The organism is Anaerolineales bacterium (assembly GCA_015075725.1).
Lineage (GTDB): Bacteria > Chloroflexota > Anaerolineae > Anaerolineales > Villigracilaceae > Villigracilis.
In genome coordinates this window covers 454,941-471,298 of sequence record JABTTV010000001.1, presented here as the reverse complement: position 1 = coordinate 471,298, position 16,358 = coordinate 454,941, and the positions used below count along the sequence as shown (strand labels likewise).

Sequence of the window (16,358 nt, the reverse complement as noted above, 5' to 3'; positions counted from 1 at the left end):
ATCAATTTACTATAAAGAATACAGCCAGCAGAATCGAAAGATCTGCGACTGCATGACCAAGCACTGGGGTAAGCAGACTGTCATCAAGACGGTAAATCTGCCGCCAAAGCCAACCCATGCAGGTCAATGAGAAGATCGTTAGTCCCATCGAAAAAAATGAAGTTTTATTCCAAAGCACCATGGCGTGATAACCGGCATAAACGAAATCGATGGAATGAAATGTTCTTATGTCGCTTCCCAATGCGCCGCGCCAAAAATATTCCTCGATGATGGGATTGACCACCGAAAAATATAGAATAAATCCAACCCAAACGTCCCCGCTTAAACCAAGTTCTGCAAGTTGCATGCGGAGATTCGCTGAAATTCCAAGCACGTTCCTTAGCAGATATAAACCGGGTCCGCTTAAAGCGCAAAGCGCTAAAGTAAATATAAGCAGGCGTTTATCCGCATTTCTTAAGAAGGTACTTAACGGCAAATGAGGTCTTAAAATGAACAAGACAATAAGAATTGCAAGATGAAAACCGATCAAGGCTGCCCAGGAGTTTTTGAAAAGAAACAGCCCTATCCAAATGGCGAGATAAGGCGGGATCGGCGCGAACCATTTCGATTTCATGTGTGAATTACTTGACTTCGGTAATGATCGTCTGCTTCGCGCCTGTGGAGATTAACGCCTCCGCCACAGACTCCGCTGAGGCTCGCTCGACCAACGCGATCATATTTCCGCCGCGGCCGCCGCCGCTGAGTTTGGCTCCGAGCGCGCCCGCTTGCTTTGCGGTATCGACCAGGTTGTCCAGTTCCGGGGAGGAGACGGTCATTTGTCGTAGCAATTCGTGATTGTGATTCATCAACTCGCCCAGCAGTTCGGGCTTGCCGCTTTCGATGGAACGGCGCGCGATGAGGGAGATCTGGGCGATCTCATTGAATATCTCTTCGAAACGAATCGTTTCCCTCAACCACAGCCGCCTCACGTCGCCGACCGATTCTTTGGTCGGCGCAGGGACGCCGGTATCACCGATGACGAGGGTGAAGGGTTTGCCGCACTTGAACGTCTCGATGGGCTGGCCTTTGATGTAATAAACCGGCATGTTGTAGGTGATGACGGTATTGTCGATGCCGGAGGGTGTGCCGTGATGGAGTTTTTCGATCTCGAACACGAGGGTGTTGATCTCCGCATCCGGGAGCGGATGATCGAGGAAGGAAGAAAGCGCGCGGACCAAGGCAACCGAAACCGCCGCGCCGGAGCCAAGCCCTGCAGCGACGGGGATGGTTGAATGAATTTGGATGGAGAGGTTTGTGAGGGGGGAAACGCCAAGGTGTCGAATCGTTTTCAGTATCACCGACCCAATTGGATGGTCGGAAGGAAGCGAGGCAAGGTCTGAGGTGAGTCCGATTATCGGGGCTTGGATTCGGATGCCGGGTTGACCCGACTCCGAGACTTCGACTTCCACTTGAACCTGATTCACGGGCACGGCAAGGGCGGGACGATTGTAAACAACTGCATGTTCGCCGAAGAGTATGACCTTGCCGGGGGCGGAGGCTTTCATGAAAAATAGAAGATGGCGAGAACGGCGAAGGCCCACAGGAACATGGAAATTTGAAACGGGCGGTCGGAGAGCAGGATCTCCTCCGGTGTGCCGCCCGCATGTTTGACTTCGATCAGATAGAGATAGCGGAAGATGGCGTAGACCACGAACGGAATGGTGAGCATCATCGAATGGTTGTCCGGGACGTTGGGGGCATTGAAGGTGTAGAGCGAATATGCGACGATGGTTGTGCCAGAGACGATCATGATATATTGGTCGAGCAGTGGCAGCGTATAACCGTCGAATACCTTGCGGTGCGAGCCCGCGCCGTGCGCCAACAATGCCATTTCGGCGCGGCGTTTTCCGAAACCGAGGAAAAGCGAGAGCAGGGTCATGACCACGTAGAGCCAGGGGGAGAAACGTTCGACGGCGATGAGCGTCACACCTGCATGAACGCGCAGCACGAATCCCGCCGCGATGATGAGCACATCCAGTATGGCGATGTGTTTGAGCCATTTGGTGTATGCCATGTTGAGAAGGAAATAACAAACGACGACATACTCGAAACCGGGGGCGAGGAGCCACGCAAGCGCAAACGTAATGAGGACGATGATAATTCCCGCAGTCCATGCAGCGCCCACCGGAAGCTTGCCCGCGGCGATCGGGCGGTTCTTTTTATCGGGATGCTGGCGGTCGGCTTCCACGTCGGCGAGGTCGTTGAAGATGTAGACGCTGGAGGATATCAGACAGAACAACACAAAGCCCGCGAGCGTGCGCAGGAAGGAATCGAGGTTAAAAAGTTGTTTGTCGAAGACCAGCGCGGCGAAGATAAAAACGTTCTTCGTCCATTGGCGCGGACGCATGGTTTTGAACAGTGCGGTTAACATGCGGCTATTTTACCTGATAGAATATTTTCATGCCGAAAGTTCGGTTGGATATCCTGCTCGTGGAAAAAGGCCTGGCGGATTCGCGCGCCAAAGCCCAGGCGCTCATCATGGCGGGACAGGTGCGGGTCGCGGATCAGGTCGCGCTCAAGCCTGCCACTCCGGTCGAGCCCGATTCTGCGCTGACGGTCGATACGGGTCCCACATTCGTCTCGCGCGGCGGCGAGAAACTCGAAGGCGCGTTGAAGGCGTTTTCCATCGATGTGACCGGGTTGGTGTGCGCCGATGTCGGTGCCTCCACGGGCGGGTTTACGGATTGTCTCTTGCAACGCGGCGCGGCAAAAGTATACGCCATCGACGTAGGCAAGGGGATTTTGCATTGGAAGCTGCGCAACGATTCCCGCGTGATGGTGATGGAGGAGACGAATGCGCGTTTTGTGGAATCCCTGCCGGAGAAGATCGATTTCGTGACGGTGGATGCGTCATTTATTTCGTTGAAGGTGTTATTGCCTGCTATCAAGAAATGGTTTGCCCACTTTCCACTTTCCGCCTTGGAGGGTAATGGAAAGTGGAAAGTGGAAAACTACATCCTTGCCCTTATCAAGCCCCAATTCGAGGCTGGCAAGAAAGAAGTCTCACGCGGCGATGGCGTGATCCGCGACCCGGAAATCCACAAGCGAGTTTTGATCGATGTGCTGACATTTGCGAAGAACGAAGGTTTCGGTTTGCGCGGACTGGTGAGATCTTCCCTGTTGGGTCCCAAGGGGAATGCCGAGTTTTTGGTCTGGCTGGATTTGAAACAGAATGAGGCTGTGGTGGAGGATTTGGTCGAGCTCGTCATGAAAGAGGAGACTGCTTCGGGCTAGCGCCTTCGCAATGACATTAATCATGAATTGCCCCAAGTGCAAATCTGAATTGATCAAGAAATATTACAAGGGGATGTTCGAAGTGGATTCCTGCCCGAACTGCCGCGGTATGTGGCTGGATTTCGATGAATTGGACAAACTCGAAGATGTGGTGTTCGACGAGGATGAACGCAAGGGCTCCCTGGTTCATTACCAAACTCGAACAGACCTTTCATGTCCGCAGTGTAAGGCGATGTTGGATGAATTTCAGTACCGCTTATACGACCTGCGGCTAGATGCATGCACTGCTAACGACCACGGTTTCTGGCTGGATGCCGGCGAAGACGAACGCGTGATGGAGATCATGCAAAAGCGGGCGGGGGAAATGGAGAGGAAGATCAATGCTGAGGCGGAGTGGAGGCAAATACTCGAGAGGTTGCATGCGTTTTTGACGAGAAAGAAGTAGGTCGCGCTTCAAGCGCGACCTACAAGGCGTTATTCGTGAAATTCAGGGTGATGGGGGGTATTATTGTTTCTCGCGGGTTCCAAAATCTCATCGATGGTCATATTCGCGTGTTCATTCTCGGCGGGATGGTAATGGACATGGACACGCCGCACATTCGGCATGGAGGCAAGCAAGGTCTCTTCCACGCGGCTGGCGATGCTGTCGCCCTCGTAAACGGTCAATGCGCCGTTGATGCCAATGGTCAGATTCAGCACAATGTGAGGTCCGAAGCGGTGGGCTTGCAGTTCCTCGAGTTGAGTAACGCCGTCGATCGTCTTGAGCAGATCCGAGATGCGCTCTGCCAGGTCGCGGCTCGGGATGACGGCCATCAGATCGGTGGAGGATTCGCGCAGGATGAATAGTCCCGTGCGGAAGATAAGCACCGCCACCAACGCGCCCGCGAGCGGATCCACCCATGGCAGACCGCGCTGGCCGAGGAAAATGCCGACCGTCGCCGCGCTTGCAGAGAAGAGGTCGTTGCGGTGATCATACGCCAGAGCATCCACGACAGGATTGCCGGTCTCGCGGCCCAGTTTGCGAATGTACCATGTGAGGAAAATCTTTATCATCACAGTGGCAAACGCGACATAAAGAGCGAAGGGATGCGATGTGGTGAACTCTGCCACGCCGTCCACAAAATCCCAGACCTTGTCCACCGCATCCCAAAACACGGCGAGGGCGGTGGCGATGACGAAGGAGCCGATCAGAAGCGAGCCGATGCTCTCGAATTGGCGATGCCCGTATGGATGGTCGCTGTCGGCGGGTTTGTTTGCCATGCGCACCAGAATGCTGGCGGCGATGTAATAGGCGACATCGGAAGTGGAGTTGATCCCTTCCGCGAGTAGGGCGGGACTGTGACCCAAAATGCCGAATGTCGTTTTGACGATGGCGAGCAGGATGTTCGTGCCCAGTCCCAGGTTGATGGCACGCAGGCTTTTTAGGTCGCGTTCGTGGGTCATGATCGGATTTTATTTATATTTCCGCCGGGCACAATTGACAAACGTCTTAAATAACTGATGTTTCGCAGTTAACCCTTTTCGTCGCCGCGGGGCAGAGAACGCCGGGAAAATAGTAAAGGGCATACAATCCGTGCAATAGGCTGCCTGGCGGTTTACTGCGTAAGGCGAATCGAATAATAAATCCCGCATACGCGGGGAAATAGAATTACCCGCCGGTCTTGCGGAGGAAGAACTTGGTGATCTCTTCCGCGATCGCTGGGGTAAGAGCCAGCCCAACCACCAAACTCCATTCACGCCCGGTCAGGAAATGCGTGTTGAAGATGGGCTGCAGGAACGGAACGGCGCATACCAATAGCAGAAGCGCAATGGAAAGCCCCACGGCATATTGCATGTACCTGTTCGAGAAGATTCCGATCTTGAAGACCGAGGCGCGTTCCGAACGGACGGTATACGCGCGGAACAACTCGCAGAGGGATAACGTCACGAATGCCATTGTCTCCGCGGTCTGCACATCCAGGCCCCGCCAGTCGTGAGCGAGAACGTACGATAACACGTTGGCACCTGAAGGGATGGTGGCGCCTGCTTCGATATGCCACGCCAATCCCATCACAAATGCGATCAGCACGGCAGATGTCTGCATGATGGTTTGCACGATGATACCGATGCCCATCGAACGGTTGATGATCGGCTCGCTCTTGGCGCGCGGCTTCTGATCCATGATGTCTGGATCGCCTTTTTCCATGGCGAGAGCCAAAGCCGGCGCCCCATCGGTGATGAGGTTCAGCCATAAAAGTTGAATCGCAGTCAACGGCGCGGGCAGTCCCGCCAGCGTGGCGAGGAAGATGATCATGATCTCGGCGACATTCGAAGATAGGAGGAAAAAGACGAATTTACGGATGTTCGAATAGATGATGCGTCCCTGCTCCACGGCCGAGACGATGCTGGCGTAGTTATCATCGGTCAATACCATGTCGGCGGTGCCTTTGGCAACGTCCGTGCCGGTGATGCCCATTGCCACGCCGATATCTGCGCGTTTGATTGCGGGAGCGTCATTCACACCGTCCCCGGTCATTGCCACGACTTCATCGTTGGCTTGAAGCGCGTCCACGATTCGCATTTTGTGCTCGGGTGAAACGCGTGCAAAGACGTCTGTCTCTTCAATGATGTTCTTCAATTCCTCGTCGTTGAGATCGTCCAGCACGGCCCCTGACAGCACCTTCTTGCCCGGGCGAAGCAAACCGATGGAATCAGCAATTGCTCTTGCTGTATTTGGAAAATCCCCGGTGATCATCACCGTGCGGATGCCCGCATGTCGCGCCTTTTCAAGGGCGGGCTTAACCTCGATACGCGGCGGATCGATCATGCCCATCAGACCCACAAAGACCAGGTCCCGTTCGAGGTCTTCGGTGGCCACCTCTTCGATGTTATTGGGCACATCCTTTTCCACGCGATACGCGAAACCGAGCACTCGCAGCGCATCCTTGGTCATTGCGTCGTTGGCGTCGAGAATCTTCCTGCGCATGTCTTCTGTCAGTTCGCGGGGCTGATCGTCCATACCCAGGTATTTGGAACACAATGTGAGAACGATGTCCGGCGCGCCTTTGACAGCAATGACATCCCAGCCTTTGAGTTTTTCATTGGTGAACGGGGAGGGGTCGTAGGGACTCGGCTTGTTCACATCGTGGATGGTGATCATGCGTTTGCGTTCCGAGTCGAAAGGAACCTCGTTCTCGCGCGGATAAGCCCGGTCGATCTCCACATGGATCGCACCTGCCTTTGCAGCGGCAACCAGGAGCGCCCCTTCGGTCGGGTCCCCAACGATGCGATAGGTCTGCTGGGAATCGGATTCGCCGGTGATCTCGATCTCTGAGTCGTTGTTCAGAACGCCGAGCCAAAGGGTGGAGAGGATGGCAGGATACTGTTTTGCATCGACAACCGTACCGCCATCCGTAAAATCACCCTTGGGCGTGTACCCGGCTCCTGAAATGCTCAGCAGTTGACCGTCCGCCCAGATGCGCGTGACTGTCATCTCGTTCTGGGTCAAAGTCCCGGTCTTATCGGAGCAGATCGTCGTGGCGGAACCGAGCGTTTCCACAGAGGATAACTTGCGAATGAGCGCATGACGCTGGATCATTTCACGCATCCCCAGCGCGAGTGAAATGGTTACAACAGCAGGCAAACCTTCGGGCACAGCGGCAATGGCGAGGCTGATGGCGATGATGAACACTTCTGTGATCTCGCCTGCAAATTCCTTGAAATATTCGATGGGCGTCGAGAATAATCCCCCGATATCCGTATATTTGATCAACGCGACCAAGAAGACGACGAACACCAGGATCAACGAGCCGATGCTCAAAGACTTGCCGAGATTATCCAGGCGGCGTTGGAGCGGAGTCTCTTCGGCTTCCACGTTTTGAAGCATGGAGGCAATGAGACCCAGTTGGGTATTCATCCCGGTGCTGGTCACCACGCCGCGCCCGCGTCCGTAGGAAACGACCGTTCCCATAAAGGCGGTATTTTTCCGGTCACCGAGCGGAACGTTCTTTTCGAGCACGGTCGCCGCATTCTTTTGAACCGGCAGCGACTCGCCGGTAAGCGAGGCTTCCTCCACTCGCAGGTTGACCGCTTCGAGCAATCGCAGATCGGCCGGGATGAAATTTCCCGCTTCAAGAAAAACAATATCGCCCGGCACAAGATTGTAGGCGGGGATGGATTTGCGCGAGCCGTCGCGCAGCACCTGCGCTTCGGGCGCGGCTAATTTCTTCAGCGCCGCCAGTGCCTGCTCCGCCCGCTGTTCCTGGATGATTCCAAGGATGGCGTTTAATACCACGATCGCCATGATGGCGATGGCTTCGACATAATCGCCAAGCAGTGCAGAGATGACGGAGGCAACGATCAGCAGGATCACCACAAAATTGTTCAATTGATCCCACAGCATCGCAAGGAATCCGGGACGCGGCGCCTCGCTCAACTGGTTCAGACCGTGCTGCGCCAGTCGTTTTTCAGCTTCGACGCTGGTTAAACCCTCCTCATGCACTTCGAGATGTTTGAGCGTTTCCTCTGCTGTGACGGCGTGGAATTCCTGCGGCGTTGTTTCTGCGTTCGTCATTTATTGCTCCTGGGCTGAATTTCTTCCTGCGCGCAAAAAAGACGAGAACACTCCGTCGAATGGAATGTCTCGCCTCCATTTGGAATGGTCGTCTTTAAGGTTTCCTGCAAACGCGAATGAGTCTATTCCCAGACCTGATGCTTGTCAAGCAATGCGCTCGAGAAAACTGTTGGGTGGGTTACAATTCGGTCCATGCATATCTTCAAATCGAGATTACCCCAACTTCTCATTGTGGTTTTATTGATCGCCATTCTCGCTCTGTTCGGTCCCGAGGAACAATCACTGGGATCGAACGTCCGGCTCGTATATCTGCACGGAGCCTGGGTGCTCACCGCCGAGATCGTCTTCCTCGCAGCGGCTCTGGCCGGACTTTTGGGCTTGATCCTGCGCCGCGGCATGTTTCACGCGTGGAGCGCCGCGCTCGGGCGAACGGGAATCATCTTTTGGATCACCTACCTGCCGCTATCCCTGCTCGCCATGCAAGCCAACTGGAACGGTCTTTTCCTCGCCGAGCCGCGTTTCCGGCTTGCGATGATCTTCGCCGTCACCGGCGTTCTGCTGCAAGCGGGGTTGTGGATTTTCAACCTGCCGTGGCTGACTTCTCTTGCGAACATTGTTTTCATCGTTGTTCTCCGCGCCATCTTCGCCACAGCGGAAAACATCATGCATCCGCCCCCATCGCCGATCTTCAATTCGGGGAATATTGTCATCATCGCTTTCTTCGTTGCGTTGAACCTGTTGGCTTGGCTTGCCGCCTACCTCCTCACGCGCCTCCTGCTCGATACCAGACCCGCTTCCTAAACCCCAACCTTAAATGTCCCGAATTCGCCTTATCACCTACACTGCCATCCGTGTGGTTCTTAATACCGCACATCGCATGGTCTATCCCTTTCTTCCCGTTTTCGCGCGCGGACTTGGTGTCGACATCCAAACGATCTCGGCACTGGTTGCCAACCGGGCGGTTGTCGGATCGTTCAGTCCGTTTCTCGTCCCATTCATCGAACCGCGCGGACGCAGGTTCGGCATGATGCTCGGTTTGGTATTTTTTACAGGCGGCGTGGGAATAGTAGCCTTTGCCCCTTCTGTCTCATCGTTGGGAATCGCTCTCATCCTTTCCCTGCTCGGAAAAGCATTCTTTGACCCTTCGCTTACGGCATATGTTTCGGATCATACGCCATACTCGGAGCGCGGGAGTGCGGTCGCCGCCCTTGAGTTTGCCTGGTCGTTGTCCTTCATTGCGGGCATCCCCGCCGTGGGCTGGTTGCTTTCGCGCTCCACCTGGTCGACACCTTTCATGGTATTGGGGATTCTGGGCGTCGCCGCATTCGTCTACATCGCATTGACCCTGAAGGATTCTGTCATGCCATCCCACCATGAGGACGGCATATTCGGAAACGCAAAACAGATCATTACTTCGCCGGTGACGCTGGCGGCAATTTCCATCGGCCTGCTGGTTTCTGCGGCGAATGAAGTCGTCAATATCGTCTTTGGTTTGTGGCTGGAGGATTCTTTCAATTTGCAGATCGCCGCTTTGGGAGCGGCATCCGCAGTCATCGGCTTGTCGGAGTTGGGAGGCGAGGGACTGGTATTCGGTCTCGTGGACCGGCTGGGAAAAGTCCGCGCTTCGGGTCTGGGGGTTATTGCAAACTGTTTTGCAGCAATATTGCTTCCCATCATTGGGCGGACGCAGGCAGGCGCATTGGCGGGCTTATTCCTGTTTTACATCACTTTCGAATTCACCATTGTGAGTATCATCCCCCTGATCACCGAAGTCATGCCTGCCGCTCGGGTGACCATGCTGTCATTTGCAGGCGCGGCGCATTCCGTGGGCCGCGCATTGGGCGCGTGGCTGGCTCCGCCGTTATATGCGGTCGGATTTTCCCATATTATGGGAGCGGCAATCGTTTTCAACCTGCTTGGACTGGCGGCGGTCTGGTACGTTTCGAGGCACCACGAATGATTGGGAACACCGGGATGGCAGGGTCATTTATGGATGCGGGGTGGTGAGGCGGGTGAATGGTCAAAAAATAAAATAAATCCCATCTCGCGAGATGGGATTTATTTTTTGTAACTAAACTGCTGGCTTCGATTAGAAGCTGCTGAGGCTGTCGTTGATGGTGCTGAATACGTTGCCGATGATTGGACCGAGGACCATGAGCACTGCGATAACAACAATGGCAACCAAAACGAGAATCAACGCGTATTCGACCAGACCTTGGCCTTTTTCCTTGGGTGAGAACAACATGAGTATTTTCTCCTTTCTTTGGGATTTCCCAGGTTCCGCCTGAGATAAGGTTATTTTACACGGAGCACCGATTTTTGCAAGCCTGCAGGGGAGAAGCTCCCTAACAGTATTGTTAGCCTTTCAAATGTGACCGGGCTCCACTACACATTGCTGAGACTGTCGTTAAGCGAACTGAACACGTTGCCGATGATAGGGCCGAGGATGTAGAGGACTGCGATAACAAGAATGGCAACCAGAACAAGAATAAACGCGTATTCGACCAATCCCTGGCCTTTTTCCATGGGCGTAAACAACATGGCATTTCACCTCCTTTCCTAAAATCTAGGATTTAATCAGGGAGTAACTAAATTCGAGGTGATGCAGCAATATCTCGCTTGTCATTCTGAGGAGCGCAGCGACGAAGAATCTCTAGTTTTCTAATAAACTTGATTTTGGCAGGGGAGAGACCCTCCGCTATCGCTCAGGGTGACATGCATCGTTTTGATTTTAGGCACTCTCTTTAATCATTATAAACGAAACCATCAGGGGGAAATATTGTAAACTTCTTGCAAAGGTCAAATTTTTACATAGTTTGGCGACGTCACCGCATTCCACGGGCTGCGGCGCAAACATTAATGCCTAGAAAAAAAGCCCCGTCGTGAAACGGGGCTTTTGCTGGACTTTCCGATCAGGATTACACGCCGCTGAGGCTGTCGTTGATGGTGCTGAACACGTTGCCGATGATGGGGCCGAGGATCATGAGGACGGCGATAACGACGATGGCCACCAAAACGAGGATCAGCGCATATTCCACCAAACCCTGGCCTTTTTCTTTGGGTGAGAACAACATGATGTATAACTCCTTTCGTTTATGAATGGTCGGAAGACGCCTTCCGTATTTACGTTTCTATTCTACAGCAACGGGTCGAAAAGTCAATGATTTTTATTTTACAATCTTGTTAGGGAAGAGGGAGGTCTCCGGCCGCATTTTGAATCGCCCGCACACACGGACGTTTCTGTGGTTAAATTATTTCATCATCAATTCTCGACGGTGAATCCCATGCTCATTCATTCAACCTCCCAACTCCTGACACTTGCAGGCGGTCCCCAGCGCGGAAATGCGCTCGGTTCGCTCGGCATCATCGATAATGGCGCTGTCGTCATGCGAGACGAAAAGATCGTCGCAGTCGGTGGGACGGACGAACTCCGCGCCGCGTACCCCGATGAACCGACACTTGACGCGGGTCGCTGCGTGCTCATGCCGGGTTTCGTGGACCCGCACACGCACCTCATCTGGGCGGGCGATCGCGCCAATGAATTCGAAATGAAGATGGCGGGAACGCCTTATCTCGATATCCTTGCGGCTGGGGGCGGTATTCTCTCCACCGTCAAAGCGACCCGCACAGCCAGCATCGAAACGCTGATGGCGGAAACCCGCCCGCGCATGCTGAGGATGTTCAGGAACGGCACGACAACTGCTGAAGCAAAGACGGGTTATGGGCTGCAAACCGCCACGGAACTGCGTTTATTGAAAGCCCTGCTTGCCTTGAACGATGAAAGCCCGCTCGACCTTGTCATCACATTTCTTGGCGCGCACGCCATTGCACCGGAATTTAAAGATGACCCCCAGGGATATACGGATGAAGTCGTCAATACCATGCTGCCCATGCTGAAAGGCTGGTGGGAGACTCACGCCCCGCGCCTACCCCTGCCCTTTGTGGATGTGTTTTGCGAGACGAAAGCCTTCACTCTCGAACAATCGCGTCAGATCCTGACCCGGGCGCAGTCGCTGGGATTCCCGCTTAAGATTCACGCCGACGAATTCGACAATCTCGGCGGCGCGTCGCTCGCGGCCGAGTTGAAGGCCGCGTCGGCCGACCATCTCGTGGTCACGTCCGATGCGGATATCGAAGCGCTGGGCAGGTCCGACACAGTGGCGGTCGCCCTCCCTTGCACTCCCTTCGGGCTGGCGGAATCCCATTACACACCCGCGAAAAAATTGCTGGATGCGAACGCGATCCTTGCCATCGCCACGGACTGCAATCCCGGCACATCGTGGAATGAGTCGATGCAATTTGCAATCGCGCTCGCCTGCCGTTATATGAAATTGACTCCCGCCCAAGCCATCGCTTCCGCGACGATCAATGCCGCGCATGCCATCCGCCGCGCGGATTCGGTCGGCTCCATCGAGGTCGGCAAACAGGCGGACATGCTCATCCTGTCTGTGAACGATTACCGCCAGGTCGGTTATCGTTACGGAACGAATCTCGTCAAGCACATCATCAAACGCGGACAGGTCTATTCAGTGGATGTGGGATATTACAGGACGGCATGAATTCGAAGGACTCCAGGAAGAAACCGATCGATATCATTCCCATCGCCCGGGACCGGGTGATGGAGCACGTCCCCGAGATGGTCATCGTGCTGGATGAAAAGGAACGCATCGTCGATGCGAATGCCATGGCGCAAAAGTGGCTCGATAAACCGTTGGAAGAGATCATCGGCGGCGATCCGATGGAAGTCTTCAAGCAATGGCCTCAATTATTACAACGTTTCTTCTTTCTGGAATATCACCGCGAAGAGGTTGAAATTCCAGGCGACCCGCCCCGCGTTCTGGAGACCATCATCACGCCGGTTTATAACGAGTCGAAACGGCTTGAAGGGAGGATCGTTCTCGCCTACGATATTACCGATAGGAAAAAACTCGAAGGGGAATTAAAGGCCGCCAACCAGGCTCTTCAAACTCAATTGGAGGAGAACGAACGCCTGCGCCTCCGATTGCAGGAGCAGGCCATCCGCGACCCGCTGACCGGGGTGTTCAACCGCCGTTATTTTGCGGAAGCGCTCGATAATGTAACCGCCCGCGCCGTTCGCGAAAATTCCCCCTTTTCCATCATTATTCTGGATGTGGACCATTTCAAACGGATCAACGATTCGTACGGACACAAATGCGGTGACTTTGTCCTGCAGGCTCTTGCGAGATATCTGGCTCAAAACACAAGGCGCAGTGACATCGTCTGCCGTTTTGGCGGGGAGGAGTTCGTTATTCTAATGCCCGACGCCTCCGCAGACTCTGCCCAGGAACGCGCCGAACTTTTTCGAAAAGAATTCCAAGCCATGGTGAACCTCTGTGAAGGCAATTCGATCCAAGTCACATTCTCGGTGGGTGTGGCATCCTTCCCCGTTCACGCGGGTTCGGGGGAAAGCCTGCTGGGCTGCGCAGACCAGGCGTTGTATCGGTCCAAGGCGGAAGGGCGGAACCGGGTTACTGTTTTTGAACGGTGAGACGCGATACAATCCGACATCAAATATCCAATCAGGAGACTTTAAATGCATATAGACATCATTGGCGTGCCCATCGATCTCGGCGCGGACCGCCGCGGCGTGGACATGGGACCGAGCGCGATCCGCTATGCCCATTTACAGAAAAAACTCGAAGACCTCGGTTATACAGTGCAGGATGAAGGCAACGTGGAAGTGCCCATCGCGGAAATGTGCAGCATCAACAACCCGAAACTGAAATACATCGATTGCATCATTCCGATGGCAAGACGAGTCTCAGGCGCGGTATCCACTTCGGTGGGAGCGGGCAACTTTCCGCTGGTGTTGGGAGGCGACCATTCCCTTTCCATCGGTTCGGTGCGCGGAGCGGCTCGCGGACGAAAGATCGGGGTCATCTGGCTCGATGCGCATGGCGATTTCAACACGGCTGAAACGACTCCGTCGGGAAATATCCACGGCATGTCGCTTGCCATCCTTGCAGGCTTGGGTGACGGGAGTTTGATTCAATTATGGGATGAACCCGTGCCCGTCATCGACCCAAAAAAGATCGCAGTCATTGGCGCGCGCGATCTAGATGAAGGCGAAAAGGTCAATTTGCAAAACGCGGGCGCGATGGTGATGAGCATGGAACAGATCGACCGCTACGGCATGGTCACTGCGCTCGAAAAAGCCATCGAGCGGGTCAGCCGCGATGTGGATGGAATCTTTCTTTCGCTCGATCTCGACTCGCTCGATCCCGAACATGCTCCCGGTGTTGGAACGCCCGTCCCCGCCGGGCTTTCACAGCGCGAGGCGCATCTCGCCTGCGAGATGATCGCCGAGACCGGCAAACTCATCGGCATGGATCTGGTCGAAGTCAATCCCATCCTCGATGTGCAAAACCGAACCGCCTCGCTCGCCGTCGATTTTGCACTCTCCGCGCTGGGGCGCCGCATCTGGAACGGGCTTTCATGAAACCGACTCTCTCTGATCTGGAAAAACTTGCGCTTGAAGCCGGAGCCATCCTGCGTGACGGATACAACAAGGAGCACACGGTTCATTACAAAGGGACAATTGATCTTGTAACCGAAGCCGATCATGCCTCTGAAGCCTTTTTGCTCCGCGAGATCAAAGCGAAATTCCCCGGCGGGCACATCCTTGCCGAAGAGAGCGGAAATATCCAGGGGACCAACGAAGACATCTGGTACATCGACCCGCTCGACGGAACGGTCAATTACGCGCATCACATTCCCATATTTTGCGTCTCGATCGGATATTCAACGAACGGACAAATGACTCTCGGCGTCGTCTATGACCCCATGCGCGACGAACTCTTCGCTGCCGAACGCGGCAAAGGCGCATTTCTCAATGGCAAAAGGATTCAAGTATCGGGCGTAACCGAACTGGAAAAGTCCCTGCTTGTGACCGGCTTCCCCTACGATACATGGGACACTGAACTTGATAATTTCAAATACTTTGAGCGACTTGCCAAAAAGACACAAGGCGTGCGTCGTCTCGGCTCCGCCGCCCTCGATGCCTGCTACGTCGCCGCCGGGCGCTTCGACGGCTTCTGGGAATTCAAACTCAAACCCTGGGACGTCGCCGCCGGGGGATTGATCGCAATGGAAGCGGGGGCTAAAGTCACTGCCATTGATGGAAGGGAAGATTTCCTCTCCGCGCCGTTGTCCATCCTCGCATCCGCGCCGGGGATTTATGAGGCGGTGATGGGGCAGTTGAAGTAAAAAAACCGGATGGCTATGAACCAATCGGTTTTCGAAAATCAAAAATCGTAAATCGAAAGATGGGCCCGGTAGGATTCGAACCTACGACCAAGCGATTATGAATTGTATGCGTTTACGGCAAGCCGAATATAATCTGCCCAAATTTACTCGTTCTGCAGTCTCGCGATAAACTCATGCGCTGGAATGATTGGAATTTCATGGTATGTTTCAAGTTCCAACAGGTGCCCATCACCGCTGACGATTAGATTTGCTTTTCCGGCAACTGCGGCTTCAAGAAATTTATTGTCGGATGGGTCAGCGGGAACAGCGTTGATTTTTGCCAAAGGAATGACGAATTCGGACTTGTCGAGAAGGAGCGCAGAGAAATCCTCTATTTCAGCGCGTTCGATCTTAAACTTGGGACGATTTAGAACCGCCAGATACTCCGCAGCAATGGCATCGGTGACGATAAGGGTAAACTTGCCTGACTTCCATGCAACGATGACCGCTTCCAGTGAACCCCCGAGATACCCCGATACAATGATATTCGTGTCAACGACAACCCGCATTACTTCCCCTCACGCACTGCGCGAATTTCTGCTTCGATATCCGCTTGAGTAATATTCAATTCCTTTGCGCGTGCGCGGACTCGCTCCCACGAAGCGTCGAAGCGCTTTTCGATTTCCCCACTGTCCAATTGGCTGAATTTCAGAAAGCGGACGTATTTCAAAACGTCGGCAAGTTGACCCTCGGGCATTGTCGAAAGTTCCAACATGATAGTTTTTTCCATATCAGTCATGGTTCACCTCATCATTCAACATAAGGCTTTTCGCAGCCCAACTTCCATAATCTCCTTGAACGCTAATACGAAGTGGGCCCGGTAGGATTCGAACCTACGACCAAGCGATTATGAGTCGCCTGCGCTAACCGCTGCGCCACGAGCCCGTGGTTAAAGTTTCAGGTGTCAAGTGCGGGAGTGTCACGTGACACTTGGAACCTGACACTTGACACCTTATACCGAGAGCGGGAGATGGGATTCGAACCCACGAATATCAGCTTGGAAGGCTGATGCCTTACCACTTGGCGACTCCCGCAAAGCGACGACGATTTTACATGCAGGAGGGCGGAGCGTCAAGCGCCTTGACCGGTAAAGGGCATTAAAGTACAATCAGCGCGCTTAATAAAAGCCCTCGTAGCTCAGTGGATTAGAGCGCTTGCTTGCGGAGCAATAGGTCGGCGGTTCGAGTCCGTCCGAGGGCGCCAGTGAAACCGTCCAAACAGACGGTTTTTTGTTGTAGGTCGGCAGTCCCCATCGAGGGATAATATC

18 protein-coding genes and 3 tRNA genes are annotated in these 16,358 nt (G+C 54.1%); 9 read left to right on the top strand and 12 right to left on the bottom strand.

Translation table 11 applies throughout. The annotated features are described in order from the left end of the window. Position 1 precedes the first annotated feature (1 nt). The 3 genes from HS100_02290 to HS100_02280 are packed head-to-tail and all read right to left on the bottom strand — an operon-like array spanning position 2 to position 2,410. Positions 2 to 613, bottom strand: coding sequence for a CPBP family intramembrane metalloprotease (locus tag HS100_02290; protein ID MBE7432721.1), 612 nt, complete (start codon positions 611 to 613; stop codon positions 2 to 4). Positions 614 to 620: 7 nt separating this feature from the next. Next, complete coding sequence (gene mvk, locus HS100_02285) at positions 621 to 1,544, bottom strand: mevalonate kinase (protein ID MBE7432720.1); 924 nt, start codon at positions 1,542 to 1,544, stop codon at positions 621 to 623. Further along, positions 1,541 to 2,410 (bottom strand): decaprenyl-phosphate phosphoribosyltransferase, encoded by an 870-nt coding sequence (locus HS100_02280; protein MBE7432719.1) that lies wholly within the window; start codon positions 2,408 to 2,410, stop codon positions 1,541 to 1,543. The genes mvk and HS100_02280 overlap by 4 nt, the downstream gene beginning before the upstream one ends. A 29-nt stretch (positions 2,411 to 2,439) precedes the next feature. Here HS100_02280 and HS100_02275 point away from each other — a divergent pair, with 29 nt between their 5' ends. Both HS100_02275 and HS100_02270 read left to right on the top strand, forming a co-directional pair. Then, positions 2,440 to 3,273, top strand: a complete 834-nt coding sequence (locus HS100_02275; protein ID MBE7432718.1) for a TlyA family RNA methyltransferase — start codon at positions 2,440 to 2,442, stop codon at positions 3,271 to 3,273. A gap of 22 nt (positions 3,274 to 3,295) precedes the next feature. After that, positions 3,296 to 3,718 carry a zf-TFIIB domain-containing protein gene (locus tag HS100_02270; GenBank protein ID MBE7432717.1) on the top strand — a complete coding sequence of 141 codons (423 nt, stop codon included), beginning with the start codon at positions 3,296 to 3,298 and terminating at the stop codon, positions 3,716 to 3,718. 29 nt (positions 3,719 to 3,747) lie between these two features. Here HS100_02270 and HS100_02265 read toward each other — a convergent pair whose 3' ends face one another. Both HS100_02265 and HS100_02260 read right to left on the bottom strand, forming a co-directional pair. Beyond that, positions 3,748 to 4,716 carry a cation transporter gene (locus HS100_02265; GenBank protein ID MBE7432716.1) on the bottom strand — a complete coding sequence of 323 codons (969 nt, stop codon included), beginning with the start codon at positions 4,714 to 4,716 and terminating at the stop codon, positions 3,748 to 3,750. A 205-nt stretch (positions 4,717 to 4,921) separates the two neighbouring features. Beyond that, positions 4,922 to 7,825, bottom strand: a complete 2,904-nt coding sequence (locus HS100_02260; protein ID MBE7432715.1) for a cation-translocating P-type ATPase — start codon at positions 7,823 to 7,825, stop codon at positions 4,922 to 4,924. Between the two features lie 192 nt (positions 7,826 to 8,017). Between HS100_02260 and HS100_02255 the strand changes: the two genes are divergently transcribed. Together HS100_02255 and HS100_02250 are read left to right on the top strand one after the other, a co-directional pair. Next, a complete protein-coding gene (locus tag HS100_02255) occupies positions 8,018 to 8,626 on the top strand; it encodes a hypothetical protein (GenBank protein MBE7432714.1) in 609 nt (202 codons plus the stop codon). Positions 8,627 to 8,639: 13 nt separating this feature from the next. Further along, positions 8,640 to 9,785 (top strand): MFS transporter, encoded by a 1,146-nt coding sequence (locus HS100_02250; protein ID MBE7432713.1) that lies wholly within the window; start codon positions 8,640 to 8,642, stop codon positions 9,783 to 9,785. A gap of 129 nt (positions 9,786 to 9,914) precedes the next feature. Here HS100_02250 and HS100_02245 read toward each other — a convergent pair whose 3' ends face one another. The 3 genes from HS100_02245 to HS100_02235 all read right to left on the bottom strand — a co-directional run bounded on the left by HS100_02245 (position 9,915) and on the right by HS100_02235 (position 10,899). Next, complete coding sequence (locus tag HS100_02245; protein ID MBE7432712.1) at positions 9,915 to 10,070, bottom strand: Flp family type IVb pilin; 156 nt, start codon at positions 10,068 to 10,070, stop codon at positions 9,915 to 9,917. A 140-nt stretch (positions 10,071 to 10,210) separates the two neighbouring features. Then, positions 10,211 to 10,366 (bottom strand): pilus assembly protein, encoded by a 156-nt coding sequence (locus tag HS100_02240; protein MBE7432711.1) that lies wholly within the window; start codon positions 10,364 to 10,366, stop codon positions 10,211 to 10,213. A gap of 377 nt (positions 10,367 to 10,743) precedes the next feature. Further along, entirely contained in the window at positions 10,744 to 10,899 is a 156-nt protein-coding gene (locus tag HS100_02235) for a pilus assembly protein (protein MBE7432710.1), read from the bottom strand. A gap of 210 nt (positions 10,900 to 11,109) precedes the next feature. On the opposite strand from HS100_02235, the gene HS100_02230 reads away from it, so the two are divergent. The 4 genes from HS100_02230 to HS100_02215 are packed head-to-tail and all read left to right on the top strand — an operon-like array spanning position 11,110 to position 15,052. Further along, positions 11,110 to 12,384 carry an imidazolonepropionase gene (locus HS100_02230; protein MBE7432709.1) on the top strand — a complete coding sequence of 425 codons (1,275 nt, stop codon included), beginning with the start codon at positions 11,110 to 11,112 and terminating at the stop codon, positions 12,382 to 12,384. After that, a complete protein-coding gene (locus HS100_02225) occupies positions 12,381 to 13,334 on the top strand; it encodes a GGDEF domain-containing protein (protein MBE7432708.1) in 954 nt (317 codons plus the stop codon). Before HS100_02230 ends, HS100_02225 begins: the two co-directional genes overlap by 4 nt. A gap of 45 nt (positions 13,335 to 13,379) precedes the next feature. Further along, the gene (rocF, locus tag HS100_02220; GenBank protein ID MBE7432707.1) at positions 13,380 to 14,285 is read left to right on the top strand and encodes an arginase; all 906 of its coding nucleotides are present in this window, start codon (positions 13,380 to 13,382) and stop codon (positions 14,283 to 14,285) included. After that, positions 14,282 to 15,052, top strand: coding sequence for an inositol monophosphatase (locus HS100_02215; protein ID MBE7432706.1), 771 nt, complete (start codon positions 14,282 to 14,284; stop codon positions 15,050 to 15,052). Before rocF ends, HS100_02215 begins: the two co-directional genes overlap by 4 nt. Positions 15,053 to 15,195: 143 nt before the next feature. Here the strand turns inward: HS100_02215 and HS100_02210 are convergent, their stop codons facing one another. The 4 genes from HS100_02210 to HS100_02195 form a co-directional block, all read right to left on the bottom strand. Continuing rightward, positions 15,196 to 15,600: a putative toxin-antitoxin system toxin component, PIN family gene (locus tag HS100_02210; protein MBE7432705.1), complete on the bottom strand. Its 405-nt coding sequence runs from the start codon at positions 15,598 to 15,600 to the stop codon at positions 15,196 to 15,198. Next, the gene (locus tag HS100_02205) at positions 15,600 to 15,830 is read right to left on the bottom strand and encodes a hypothetical protein (GenBank protein MBE7432704.1); all 231 of its coding nucleotides are present in this window, start codon (positions 15,828 to 15,830) and stop codon (positions 15,600 to 15,602) included. The genes HS100_02210 and HS100_02205 overlap by 1 nt, the downstream gene beginning before the upstream one ends. 73 nt (positions 15,831 to 15,903) lie before the next feature. Continuing rightward, positions 15,904 to 15,976, bottom strand: a tRNA-Ile gene (locus tag HS100_02200). Positions 15,977 to 16,053: 77 nt separating this feature from the next. Further along, positions 16,054 to 16,125: transfer RNA gene (locus HS100_02195), tRNA-Gly, on the bottom strand. Between the two features lie 92 nt (positions 16,126 to 16,217). Between HS100_02195 and HS100_02190 the strand changes: the two genes are divergently transcribed. Next, positions 16,218 to 16,294 (top strand) — tRNA-Arg (locus HS100_02190). Positions 16,295 to 16,358 lie beyond the last annotated feature (64 nt).

What these genes read in the sequence shown, in the direction of transcription:
- HS100_02260 (MBE7432715.1), bottom strand. Translation starts at nt 7,825, where the DNA reads ATGACGAACGCAGAAACAACGCCGCAGGAATTCCACGCCGTCACAGCA.
- HS100_02275 (MBE7432718.1), top strand. Translation starts at nt 2,440, where the DNA reads ATGCCGAAAGTTCGGTTGGATATCCTGCTCGTGGAAAAAGGCCTGGCG.
- HS100_02215 (MBE7432706.1), top strand. Translation starts at nt 14,282, where the DNA reads ATGAAACCGACTCTCTCTGATCTGGAAAAACTTGCGCTTGAAGCCGGA.
- mvk (MBE7432720.1), bottom strand. Translation starts at nt 1,544, where the DNA reads ATGAAAGCCTCCGCCCCCGGCAAGGTCATACTCTTCGGCGAACATGCA.
- HS100_02255 (MBE7432714.1), top strand. Translation starts at nt 8,018, where the DNA reads ATGCATATCTTCAAATCGAGATTACCCCAACTTCTCATTGTGGTTTTA.
- HS100_02230 (MBE7432709.1), top strand. Translation starts at nt 11,110, where the DNA reads ATGCTCATTCATTCAACCTCCCAACTCCTGACACTTGCAGGCGGTCCC.
- HS100_02235 (MBE7432710.1), bottom strand. Translation starts at nt 10,899, where the DNA reads ATGTTGTTCTCACCCAAAGAAAAAGGCCAGGGTTTGGTGGAATATGCG.
- HS100_02290 (MBE7432721.1), bottom strand. Translation starts at nt 613, where the DNA reads ATGAAATCGAAATGGTTCGCGCCGATCCCGCCTTATCTCGCCATTTGG.
- HS100_02225 (MBE7432708.1), top strand. Translation starts at nt 12,381, where the DNA reads ATGAATTCGAAGGACTCCAGGAAGAAACCGATCGATATCATTCCCATC.
- HS100_02210 (MBE7432705.1), bottom strand. Translation starts at nt 15,600, where the DNA reads ATGCGGGTTGTCGTTGACACGAATATCATTGTATCGGGGTATCTCGGG.
- HS100_02280 (MBE7432719.1), bottom strand. Translation starts at nt 2,410, where the DNA reads ATGTTAACCGCACTGTTCAAAACCATGCGTCCGCGCCAATGGACGAAG.
- HS100_02250 (MBE7432713.1), top strand. Translation starts at nt 8,640, where the DNA reads ATGTCCCGAATTCGCCTTATCACCTACACTGCCATCCGTGTGGTTCTT.
- HS100_02265 (MBE7432716.1), bottom strand. Translation starts at nt 4,716, where the DNA reads ATGACCCACGAACGCGACCTAAAAAGCCTGCGTGCCATCAACCTGGGA.
- HS100_02270 (MBE7432717.1), top strand. Translation starts at nt 3,296, where the DNA reads ATGAATTGCCCCAAGTGCAAATCTGAATTGATCAAGAAATATTACAAG.
- HS100_02245 (MBE7432712.1), bottom strand. Translation starts at nt 10,070, where the DNA reads ATGTTGTTCTCACCCAAGGAAAAAGGCCAAGGTCTGGTCGAATACGCG.
- HS100_02240 (MBE7432711.1), bottom strand. Translation starts at nt 10,366, where the DNA reads ATGTTGTTTACGCCCATGGAAAAAGGCCAGGGATTGGTCGAATACGCG.
- rocF (MBE7432707.1), top strand. Translation starts at nt 13,380, where the DNA reads ATGCATATAGACATCATTGGCGTGCCCATCGATCTCGGCGCGGACCGC.
- HS100_02205 (MBE7432704.1), bottom strand. Translation starts at nt 15,830, where the DNA reads ATGACTGATATGGAAAAAACTATCATGTTGGAACTTTCGACAATGCCC.